Here is an 11,795-nt window from a genome sequence, read left to right on the forward strand (position 1 = left end):
ACCCAATAACTGAACGCAGCATGGCCTGGCTCGACGAACTCAAACTCAATGTTGACGCGCGGGTAGCCGTCATACACCTCGCAACCATCGACGAAGAGGAGGCCCTGCGCACCCTTTCCGGCTGGTCGCAATCAAGCCGGTGGCCTGCAGGAATGGGGCTCATCACCTGGGATATCGGCGACCAGTTCCGCCACCTGCGCGAGCCAGCGGTGACCTTCAGCAAACTGGCCGCCACCCCGGAAACGGTGCTTGACATCATCGACGACTACAAGGGCTCCGCAACCTTCGTGCTCAAAGACTTTCACCATTTTCTGGAACATAACCGGCGTGTTTCACGTATGCTGCGGAACCTCGCATCGCGTCTTCCGTTCCGCAGCGAAACGGTGAACATCATCATCACCAGCCCCCAGTTTGCGCTTCCCGTCGAACTCCGTCACGACATTCCAACCATCGATGTCGGCAAGCCTGACGGCAAACAGATACTCGAACTGCTCGATCGGGAAACCCGCTCGACAAGAGCGCTTGACAACGCCACGCACGGCTTGCGCGAACGTCTGGTCGAAAGCGCCCTCGGCCTCTCCATTGTCGAAGCGGGAAGGGCCTTTCGCAAAGCCATCGTGGTTGCCGGAGGCCATGGGCTCGACGAACGGAGTGTCCGGCAGGTGCTGAACGAAAAACGGCACATCATCCGTGAAAGCGGCGCTCTCGAACTCTACCCCTATACCGGCTCCATGAACAACGTCGGTGGACTTGGCGCCCTGAAGGCGTGGCTCGATCAGCGTCAGGAGGCCTTCAGCCAGGATGCGCGCGAGTATGGCCTCAGTATGCCCAAAGGGGTGGCCCTCATCGGGATCCCCGGAACCGGAAAAAGCCTCTGCGCAAAAGTAACCGCAGGCCACTGGGGGATGACGCTGCTGAGAATGGATGTCGGCGCCATCTTCAGCGGCCTGCTCGGTTCGAGCGAACAGAATATTCGCGAAGCCATCCGGATTGCCGAGGTTATCGCACCCTGCGTGCTTTGGGTTGACGAGATTGAAAAAGCCTTCGCTGGCTCCATGGGCGACAGCGGCACGGCAAGCCGGGTGTTTGCCACCTTCCTCACCTGGATGCAGGAAAAAACCGCTCCGGTATTTGTATTCGCCACCGCCAACAACGTTCGGCGCCTTCCCCCCGAACTCCTGCGCAAAGGCCGGTTTGACGAGGTCTTTTTCCTCGATCTTCCCACCCACGGCGAGCGGATAAAAATACTTGAAGTCCATCTCAGAGAGCGCGGCTATACCATGCTTTCGCAGCGCTTCAACCTCGCCGCCGTCGCATCGGCAACCGAGGGGTTCGTCGGCGCCGAACTTCAGGCGCTGGTCAACGACGCCATGTTTCCCGCATTCCGCGACAACCGCCGGGAACTGGAAACGGAGGATCTGCTCAACGCAGCCGGAGAGATGGTTCCCCTCTCGGCATCGCATCAGGAGCATATCGAACAGTTGAGAACGATGGTCAGAACCGGACAGGCGCGCAACGCCTCCGACGACCGGAATAGTTTGGCTGCGTCATAGAAACAAGAGAACACAGAGCACTATGAATACACCAACACATACCGAAATCCTTACCGGCCTCAGAACTCTCGCGCTCCGTCCTTCCGGTGGCGATCTGCCCCCGGTCGTCATCAACGAACAGGACGGATCCCCGATGGTACTTGTCCCCGCAGGCAGTTTCACCATGGGAGACGGCCTCGACAAAGAGAGCCCGCAGCACACCGTCACTCTTGAAGCGTTTTACATTTCGGTCTACGCCGTCACCAATCGCCAGTACCGGGCGTTCGTGCAGGCTACGGGCCATCGGCCACCCAACATTGGCGCAAGGATAGACTCGCTTTCGGTCTGGCACGAAGACGGCTGTCCCGAAGAGTTCGACGACTACCCGGTCGTGCTCATCAACTGGGACGACGCGGATGCCTACGCCCGGTGGGCAGGATGCCGTTTGCCCACAGAAGCCGAATGGGAAAAGGCCGCACGAGGGCCGGAAGGATCGATCTACCCTTGGGGAGACCGGTGGGACGAAAACAACTGCCGGCACCGGAACAACCGGGGAGCGGATTCGGTCGCCCCGGTCTACGCCTATCCCGAAGGCGTATCGGGCTACGGCACCTGGAACCAGAGCGGCAACGTCATGGAGTGGTGCAGCGTCTGGCACGACGAAACCGATTCTGCAAATACCGACACCGGTGAAGAATCTCTCCGCCAGGAAAGGGGCGGCTGCTGGCGCTATCCCGACAAATTCGCCTTCCGCTCATCGCAGCGCTCGTTCGTGGTTTCCAAAGCGGTTAACGATTTCCGGGGATTTCGGCTGGTGTTACCGGTGAAGATGGGGGAGTGAGGAGCGGAAACTGGGGAGTTGGTGCTCACCTGAGCCTAAATAAGCGGGAACTTTAGGTTAATAGTTTTGAAATATAACTGTACTTTATAACTTTAACAGTTGGCACCGGCTTGCAAAAAGTGTTAAAACATGCACTCAATCATGCCAAAATCAAAAAACCAGTAACGCTTCATTGGTTGCGGCACTCTTATGCAACACATTTACTGGAAGCAGGAATTGATCTACGATACATACAAGAGCTCTTAGGGCATAAGAGCAGTAAGACGACAGAAATCTATCCCATGTATGCGAACAGAGTTTACTAAAAATTTCCAACCCCTTTGATAATTTGTAAAAAATATTACGCACCTCAAAGGTGTATAAAGCATGCCAGAATAGCTGCCTTTATACACCTTTTGGTGGGATATGGTGCATATATAAAGGAGTTAGGTGGCATAATAAAAAACAAGACAGATGACTACACAAGAGATATATAAAAGGATAATAAATTCAATTGAATCGGCCATTTCTAATACGACTGGCGAAGTTAGAATTGTCGAAGATTCAATCAACAGAATTCAAGGATTATCTTGGAATCAAAACGTAAAAGTTCAAGCTGGATTTTGTCATCAAAAGCCATATGCTTTTTTTATAAACCCTGATAACCTTTTTACAAAACAAAAAACGGAGCTTGGAGATTTTTTATTTGTAATCAAATACATTGATGGGGGTAGGATTATTGACAAAAGAGCTTTATTCTTTCAAGCAAAATACAATAATAGTGGTAAACAGTTTTCAATAGAATTACATCAATTCCATTTCTACAAACAAATTGATAATATTGAGTTTAAATTTGGAAATTCAGTGTACAGAAACCTTGGTCTAACTCCAATTATCTGGAAAAACATTTCAGTAGCCAATGAATTTGGTGATTATATTCTGCTAGGTAATACTTTTGCGGTTGATTTGTCAACAAATGAAATAGCTTCACAATATGAGCATAAAAAATATGGTCATTTTAACTATGACCTTGATTTAATTTGTGATTGTTGAAATTTCCGTAGGCATCATTACGAAATTTGTTGTAAGTCTAATAGTCCTCTATTTGATTTCTTAACTCCCTTTGGAAAAGGTAATCAAATATATGGACAATTCGAGTTGTTCATTAATTTAATATATAAACGTTTAGGAATGATTCAAGACCCTCCAGAAGAACATGAAGGATTCTGGGAAGAAGGTAGCAAGGGAGGTTTTGGATTAATTGAAATCACAATTAGTAATGATGAAAATGTTAAAGGATAAATAATTACGCCACCTAACACGCGGTATAGCCAATAAGGGTTTTAGTGGTATGCGAAGGTTTGTAGCCCGCCCCAGCTTTTCGTGTACTGTGATAGGAAATCGCCCGCAATCCCTTATTGGCCATACCGCCAAACGTTAGCGGGAATGCTAAATAAACGCACACAATTTAAGACAACTACTATGAATAAAGACCAAATTGAAATTGAATATCAAAATTTTTTTTAAAGAATTTGATATTAATCCGGCAAGTGGAATATTAAGCAGTAACCCAGAATTTAAATTTGTAACAATGCCCTTCATTGGAAGCAAATATTACTTGTCTAAAAATAAAATTCTATTTGTTGGAATGGATGTTGGAAAAGACGAAACTCCAGGACGTTTTCAAGATTTAGCAGAAAGAAATACCAATATTGAATGTGATATCAATTTTAATCCACACATTGCAGGAACTTATTGTTCTGCATTATATCTTTTAAAAAACGAGAAAGACTGGCAAAATGTCTGGGATAAATTCATTAAATATGACACTTATTCCCAAGCAACAAAAATCCAGAATCACAAAAATGGAGAAAATCCATTGTCTTTTGTAGCATTAACAAATCTCCATAAATTTGTAACGATATCGAGAGTAAATCGTTCTGGCAACGAAAATAGGAAATTCCTAAAAAAAGAATTAGAAGAATCATTGTTATTAAAAGAAATTGAAATCTTAAAACCAAACATAATTTTGTTTCAAGGTAAACTACCTAGCTCTAATAGTCTGAGAGAAATAAGAGAGAAGAATATTGAAATAATCTTTGCATTTCATCCTTCAAATAGAAAAAAAGCTGGTAGAAATCCACAAATTTATATTCGGACATTTACAGAGATAAAATAAGCACTACTGCTAACAAACGCTATAGCAAATACGGGTATGCGTGTTCGTTGAAACATTTGGAATCTTTACATACATTTGTGCTGGCATACTTTGAGCAGCAATATATTTCCGCACTTGCCATAGCGTCAGCCGTTAGCTGCAATGGAAACGCTCCGAACAACCGACATCGCAAACACAAACATTTGAGCATTTAATGAACAGACAAAACATGAATTCAGAAGCAGAAATTTATCAGGAAGGTAATCCTTGGCAGAAAAAAGTTTATAGGACAATGGCTTCATTCCTTGAAACCAATCCTGAAATAAAATCCTTTGGACAATCTGCAAACAGAAACAAATACAAACACCTTTTGACTGTTGAGCAATCACAATTCAATTTTATCACGGAAGACATTCATACAGCAACGAAAGAAAGATTTAGCAAACACAAAGCAGGTGACTTGCACCGTATACTGACAAATACTGCTGCTTCTCAACCATACTGTTTTAATCTCATAATTTATCTTCAACAACATCCTGCGCTAGCAGACAAATTATTTTCAAACCTGTTTGACAAGCAAGTAAGAGTTCATCATCTTGAACCAGAGTTTACTCCAAACTTGTGCGACAACATTATTGGCTTTGAACGAACAGGTGACGAAAGTATTGGCGACCAAAATCTCAAACTTGGTAGCGGGACAGATTCTGACATTGCAGTTTTCTACACTTACAACAACTACAAGAAAGGTGTGTTACTAATTGAATTCAAATTTATTGAACATGAATTTTCTGTTTGCTCTTCTTATGCAGGTTCAAAAAAGAAAGAAGGTGAAATACCTGAAGAAAAACAACAAAGATTAGAACGAAATAAAGAGAGACGAGCAATTTGTAATTCCAATAACTTTTATAGCAAGATGGTGGAAACAAAAAATTCTCTATGTGGTTACAATAAGTATTTCAATTGGGACTTGACAGCAAAGTCAAAAGTTATTGACGGAGAAAAGATAAAATCAATGTCGGCTTGTCCTTTCAGCTTTTGACTAAATCAACTTTGGAGAAATATGATTCTTGCGGAGCAAGTCGCATTGTCACGACATTGCGATGAATTTGGTTTTTGGGTTTTCTCTCCAATTGAAAACGACAATTACTTATGGAAAAATGAAGAAACGGAAAAACAGTTTCGTGAAATTTTAACTCCACAAGGCAACAAACATTTTAAGAAAGTTCATCTTGAAAATATCTTAGACAAACTTGCCAACATTGTTTCTGATGAGCAAGAAAATAATTGGCTGACAAACTTGGAAACGAAATACAGAATCTAATGAGAAAGTTTTCTTCTAACCTGAAACATCACCGAATTGGACGAACAAAACCATATGCAGCTAACAGCGGGTTTAAGAAATTGGCGGTTCAGTGATTAAATGAACATTCTACCTCGTATCAACATTTGTGCAGGTTGACAGTTTTGTGCTTCGAAATCGCTAACTTCTTAAACCCGCAAACCGTTAGGGCTCAAGCGGAGGAGCAATTGAGACCGTAAGAAGAACATACGTCAATTTTATATTGTGAAATAAGTCATTAAAGTAATTTCAATCGTTTCAATATTGTTTCATAATTTATAGTAAATTTTAAATTAATATGAATTTATCCTGGAAAACAGCACGTGTCTTTATAAGTAGCACATTTAGAGATATGCAGGCTGAGCGTGATTGTTTACGAGATATTGTATTCCCTCAGCTTGATGACCGATTAATGCAATTAAAGTCACACTTTGTACCAGTTGATTTACGATGGGGAATTGATACAGTGTCAGAATCAGTGCAAGAAGATAAAGAGGTGAAAGTTTTAAAAGTATGCCTTAATGAAATTAACAGATGTCGCCCATACTTATTAGTTATATTGGGAGATCGTTATGGATGGATTCCCCCGAGTGATCAAATATCAGCTGTTGTGAACGAAGCAGGATTTGATGTAGATACAAAGGGGAAAAGTGTCACCTCCCTTGAGATAGAATATGCTCTGTTTTCAAATTCGGAATTGGAGAAGAGGTGCTTCTTCTATTTTCGAAGTGATTTACCTTATGAAAGAATGACTGAAGCAGAGAGAGCTTTTTATTCTGATCAATATAGTAATGAGTCTGCAGGCCGTGAGAATTACAATCGTATTTTGGCTTTAAAAAACCGGATTGAATCTGATCTGCAATTAAAGAAGAGGGTAAGGTATTATTCAGTTAAGTGGGAAAATAACCGAATAAGTGGATTAGAATCTTTTGCTAATCAGGTATTGGAAGATTTTTGGAGTGAATTCAAGAAAGACTTTAGTTATGAATCTATAGAAACTAAGAGTTCGTGGTACGAAATAGAACGTCAGACAATAGCAGAGTTTATTGAAATCAACTCAAGAGACTTCATTGGTCATAAAGCTGTCTTAGATAGCATATTAAACTGGTCGTTAAATGAAAATAATAATAAAGAATGGGGGAAATGCATTACAGGTTTTTCTGGTAATGGTAAGAGTGTACTATACGCAAAATTGAACACAGAACTTAGTAAAAGGGATTGCCTTATTTTATCACACACGGCTGGTATTAGCATCAGATCAACCAGCGTGATAAATATGCTTGATAGGTGGAATGCTGAACTTGAGGGATATTTAAACATCCCAGAAAAACATAATTCCAATGGAATACAAACTTTCGATAATAGAAAAGAACTATTTAGCAGACTGTTAGAAGAAGTAGCTATTAAAATTAGAGTAATCTGTATTATTGATGGGCTTGAAAAATTTGAAAGGACACCGATTGCACGGTACCTTAGCTGGTTGCCTGATGAATGGCCTAAAAATGCAAGATTTATAGCAACTGCTATTGAAGGTGAAGAAACGACAAATCTTTCTAAAATGAGTGGATGCCATACAGAACAGCTACCATTAATTACAGAACAGGAATCAACAAAAATCATTCAAAATATATGTGAGCGATATCATAAAAATCTGCATCCTGATATTATAGTATCAATAATCTCAAAACCATTGTCAGACAGAATAACAGCTGCAAGTAATCCATTATGGATTTCCTTAGTTGTTGAACATTTATTATTACTTGATGAGGATGATTTTGCAGCAATAATGAAGTTGCCTGGAACTGCGGATCAGAAGATATTTAGGTATATGTTACAACTAGTTGATGAATTTCCGCCAGATACAGAAGATCTACTACATGTAATATTTAATAGATTCTATATGCGATTCGCTGCACGCATAGAAGTTTCATGGATGTCAGAGATGCTTGACTTAATTGCCCTCAGTAGATATGGCCTTCGTGAAAAAGATATACAAAATATACTTGGCTTGGAAGATGATCCGTCATTTTCCTTAAAGTTTGCACTGGTAAGAAGATACATACGTTCACATATTATTTGGCGGGGCCAGCAAGGATTAATCGATTTCAGTCATTCACACCTGAAAAGTTATTTAAGAAAAGAGAGGCTTTCAAACATCCAATACAAAAAAGACTTATATAAGAAGATTATTGAATATCTGGAAGCTTCGGTGGATGGCGATACCCTTAGACAGACAGAACTGATGTATTTCTATATGCAGATTGATGAACCTGAATTTGCTGCAAGAGGCATTGCATATTATTGCAATGACATTGACGATAAAGAACTGGACGCTATTAATAAAGTATTTGAGGATGAATTAGCAGCACATAGCGAGGATGAGACAAATGAAGCATATGTATGGCTTCAAAAAATGGTTTATTTAGTAGATAAGACTTTCCTCGAAAATAGAACTTTGGAAAAAGAAGTAATTTTTCGGGTTTCACTATTTTTAATCAGATTGAGCAGTGTAATACTAGAGAACCTTTCAGAATGGTTGTCAACAAACCTACAACTGGGATTACTGAATGCGATTATCAATATTGCTGATAATCTGAACAAACAGCAACCGAATCGACAGAATATTCTAAGATTGTTGGAATGTCTCTACGAAGGGGAAGGACGAATATATTTGGAGCAGGAAAGATGCAACGAGGCAGCCAGACTATTTGAAAAAAGTGGTGAACTCTTAAACTCTTTACTTACTGATGATGATGAAAATATCAGCTATTTTTATAGTTTGTCTATTTCATTGGAACGTTTAGGGGAAACTTATAGTAAACAGGCTAATTATGATCTCGCTCTCGAATACCAGAATAAAGCACTTTCATTACGTGAAAATCTCTTCAAAACTAATGACAATGATAACCATTTAAAGCATCTTCTTGGAGCATCACACAATCATATTGGAGATATTTACCTGCATAAAGGTGACTTGAGCAAAGCCATGGAGCATTATCAAAAAGCCTTCGGTTTCAATCTGACGGTTTTTGAAAACAGTGCGGACTACATAAATGCCCATCGACTTGCTGTCACATATGAACGAATTGGTGTGACCTGCAATAATCAAAAAAGATATCAGCAGGCTCAAGAGAATTTTGAGAATGCTCTTCAAATACTTAAAAAAGTCAATCAAAACAGACCTCACCAGTATGATATCTTATTATCTATATCCAGTGTATATATTAATCTTATTGATATGTTCCTGAGAAATAACGAAATAATTAATGCAAATGAATACAGCCAAAATTGTTTTTCTCTATTGGATACTATGATAAAAAGAAAGCCAGATTCTTTTCGGGCTGCATTGCATTTAGCAGGTATTTATCACATAATGGGAAAGAAGTTATTTACTATCGAACATTATGATTTAGCATTACAATCATATACTGATGGTATCTTTATGTGGAGGCAATTATTAGTATCTAATCCTGCAAATACAAAAATACTGTATGCACTATCAGAGGAATATTTGGGAATCTCACAGATCTATAGAAAACAGGGGAGTCTTGATAAGGCCATTGAGAATCTGAATGAATTTTTAGAAATATTTACTTCTGAAGAAACAAATTTTACTGAAATAGATAACAAGTTAAAAATATCCTCAGCCTACAGACAAATTGCAGAACTTAAAAAATTAATGGGAGACATTATGGGTTCTATGTCTTTTTCACATCAGGATATTGCATTTTGCAATGAACTTAAGAAAAGTTCAGATAATGAGGAAATAGACAGCAATTTAGTAGAGAGTTATGATCGATTGGGTGAACTAAATCTGTGTTATAATAAAATAAGTGAATCACTCGAATTTCATAAAAAAGCATATACACTCTGTACAGAGCTACATAATCGGCATCCGAAGAATGTTACACTTATTCGTCAACTCGCTGTGTGCTGTGATAATATTTCTGCTGTTTATTTAAGGTCTGGAAATATATCCGAATCCTTAAATTATTGCGCAAAAGCTAATGAATATTTCTATGAAATCCAGGTTAGTGATACTGACAATACTCAGTATTTACAAGACCTATCGGTAAACTGCGAAAGACTGGGTAACATTTACAACAACAATGGTGAAAAAGAGAAAGCTCAGAATTTTTATATAGACTCGTTGGAATATGCTAAACGACTATTAAAACTAAAACCAGATCAACTTGAGTATCTTCGAGATATTCTCATATCCCATTATAATCTTGCAATATTCTATCAGAGCTATAACGATCTCAATAAATCTATGGAATATATTATTCAATGTAAAGAAAATCTAGATTCCATGATTGAACAAAATATGACTATTGATTTCCAAAGCCAACAAATACAGCAGCAAATTTACCAGATTCTAATAAATAACTTGCAATAACCACAATCAAGAATTATCCTTCTACGATATTAACCAACCAGTATATACATGCCGATTTGACCCAGTCTCGATTCGCCAGTCATGTTGTATTAATGCAGGAAATAGGTGACGCGGTGCTATAGAATCACAGTAATTTATTGTTCTTATCGTGTTTTGATTGCAATCGTATATTTTCTTTTTGCAAAACGAGTTATTCTACCCAAAGGCTTCCATAACCCTTGCATCTTTCGAATGGATAAAAAAACTCTTTCCGAGCGGGATGTCGAGGATAATAAACAGTTCCTCTGTGACGGGGTGCAACAGGCGCTTAAGGATGAACTGAAGGCTTGCCTCTCGATAGACAAGAGGGCGAAATCATGAGCGGGAGGAAAAAAACAGGAAAGGAGCTCTCTATTATCCGCTCTTCGGCGGCTGAATACCTGACCTTTATCGCTGCCAGCGGCACAGGGGGCGTCGATGCGGTTTATGCCGATGAAAATATCTGGCTTACCCAGAAGATGATGGGGGTGCTCTATGACGTGGCGACTCATACCATAAACTATCACCTGAAAAAAGTTTTTTCAGACAGCGAATTACAGGAGGACTCAGTTATTCGAAATTTTCGAATAACTGCCCGAGACGGAAAAAACTACAACACCAAACATTACAGTCTTGTCGCTGTCATTGCCGTCGGTTACAAGGTAAATTCCGAATGTGCAGTACAATTCCGCAAGTGGGCGACCACTATCATTGAGGAGTTCACCATCAAGGGCTATGCCATGGATGACGAACGCCTGAAAAGCGGTGGCTCCATCCTTACCGACCAGTATTTTGAAGAGCAGTTGCAGCGCATTCGGGAAATTCGCCTCTCCGAGCGCAAGTTCTATCAGAAGGTCACTGACATCTATGCAACCTCCATCGACTACGACGTGACAGCCCAGGCCACCAAGCGCTTTTTCGCCACCGTGCAGAATAAACTGCACTGGGCAATACATGGCCAGACCGCAGTGGAGGTCATCTTTAACCGGGCAGATGCCGAAAAACAGAATATGGGGCTGACCACATGGAAGGATGCTCCCGGAGGAAAGATCCAGAAGTTCGACGTTGTGGTCGCAAAGAACTACCTGACCGAACATGAAATAGCACAACTTTCACGGTTGGTTTCGGCATACCTCGATGTTGCAGAGGACATGGCGCTACGCAAGATGCCCATGACCATGCAGGACTGGGAAACCCGCCTCAATCGCTTCATCGCAGCGACTGATCGTGAAATTCTTCAGGATCCGGGCAAAGTGACTGCAGAAATTGCCAAAGCTCATGCCGAAAGTGAGTTTGAAAAGTACCGCATCGTTCAGGACAGGCTATTCGAAAGCGACTTCGACAGAATGGTCAAGGAGATCGAGTCTCTGCAGAAGCCGAAGGGAGGGGGCGATGAGTAGTATATTTATTTTTTGTAAAATGAGTTAGCCATGCATGATTTTGTATGGCGAAATTCAATTATTCCCCATTAAAATCCGCAAAGAGCACTTGGTCTGTAATAAACGCTACAAGGCGTACCCTATCAGTAA

The 11,795-nt window shown here is 40.9% G+C and carries 10 protein-coding genes; all 10 read left to right on the forward strand.

Annotated features, from left to right (window positions below; genetic code table 11):
- Window positions 1-20 precede the first annotated feature (20 nt).
- The 10 genes from AC56AD_RS06215 to AC56AD_RS06260 all read left to right on the forward strand — a co-directional run bounded on the left by AC56AD_RS06215 (window position 21) and on the right by AC56AD_RS06260 (window position 11,666).
- Window positions 21-1,553: an AAA family ATPase gene (locus tag AC56AD_RS06215; RefSeq protein WP_012507997.1), complete on the forward strand. Its 1,533-nt coding sequence runs from the start codon at window positions 21-23 to the stop codon at window positions 1,551-1,553.
- A gap of 22 nt (window positions 1,554-1,575) precedes the next feature.
- On the forward strand, window positions 1,576-2,373 hold the full coding sequence (locus AC56AD_RS06220) for a formylglycine-generating enzyme family protein (RefSeq protein ID WP_012507998.1): 798 nt from the start codon (window positions 1,576-1,578) through the stop codon (window positions 2,371-2,373).
- 119 nt (window positions 2,374-2,492) lie between these two features.
- Window positions 2,493-2,678: a tyrosine-type recombinase/integrase gene (locus AC56AD_RS06225; protein ID WP_317623611.1), complete on the forward strand. Its 186-nt coding sequence runs from the start codon at window positions 2,493-2,495 to the stop codon at window positions 2,676-2,678.
- A gap of 148 nt (window positions 2,679-2,826) precedes the next feature.
- Window positions 2,827-3,405, forward strand: a complete 579-nt coding sequence (locus tag AC56AD_RS06230; RefSeq protein WP_012507999.1) for a hypothetical protein — start codon at window positions 2,827-2,829, stop codon at window positions 3,403-3,405.
- A 451-nt stretch (window positions 3,406-3,856) separates the two neighbouring features.
- The gene (locus tag AC56AD_RS06235; protein ID WP_150085615.1) at window positions 3,857-4,531 is read left to right on the forward strand and encodes a hypothetical protein; all 675 of its coding nucleotides are present in this window, start codon (window positions 3,857-3,859) and stop codon (window positions 4,529-4,531) included.
- Between the two features lie 208 nt (window positions 4,532-4,739).
- Window positions 4,740-5,549 (forward strand): PGN_0703 family putative restriction endonuclease, encoded by an 810-nt coding sequence (locus AC56AD_RS06240; RefSeq protein WP_041526458.1) that lies wholly within the window; start codon window positions 4,740-4,742, stop codon window positions 5,547-5,549.
- 21 nt (window positions 5,550-5,570) lie between these two features.
- The gene (locus AC56AD_RS06245) at window positions 5,571-5,831 is read left to right on the forward strand and encodes a hypothetical protein (protein WP_012508003.1); all 261 of its coding nucleotides are present in this window, start codon (window positions 5,571-5,573) and stop codon (window positions 5,829-5,831) included.
- 316 nt (window positions 5,832-6,147) lie between these two features.
- A complete protein-coding gene (locus AC56AD_RS06250; protein WP_012508004.1) occupies window positions 6,148-10,248 on the forward strand; it encodes a DUF4062 domain-containing protein in 4,101 nt (1,366 codons plus the stop codon).
- Between the two features lie 231 nt (window positions 10,249-10,479).
- Complete coding sequence (locus AC56AD_RS06255; protein ID WP_263053227.1) at window positions 10,480-10,608, forward strand: hypothetical protein; 129 nt, start codon at window positions 10,480-10,482, stop codon at window positions 10,606-10,608.
- On the forward strand, window positions 10,605-11,666 hold the full coding sequence (locus tag AC56AD_RS06260) for a virulence RhuM family protein (RefSeq protein ID WP_012508006.1): 1,062 nt from the start codon (window positions 10,605-10,607) through the stop codon (window positions 11,664-11,666). Before AC56AD_RS06255 ends, AC56AD_RS06260 begins: the two co-directional genes overlap by 4 nt.
- The last annotated feature ends 129 nt before the right edge of the window (window positions 11,667-11,795 follow it).

This window comes from Pelodictyon clathratiforme, assembly GCF_982375515.1.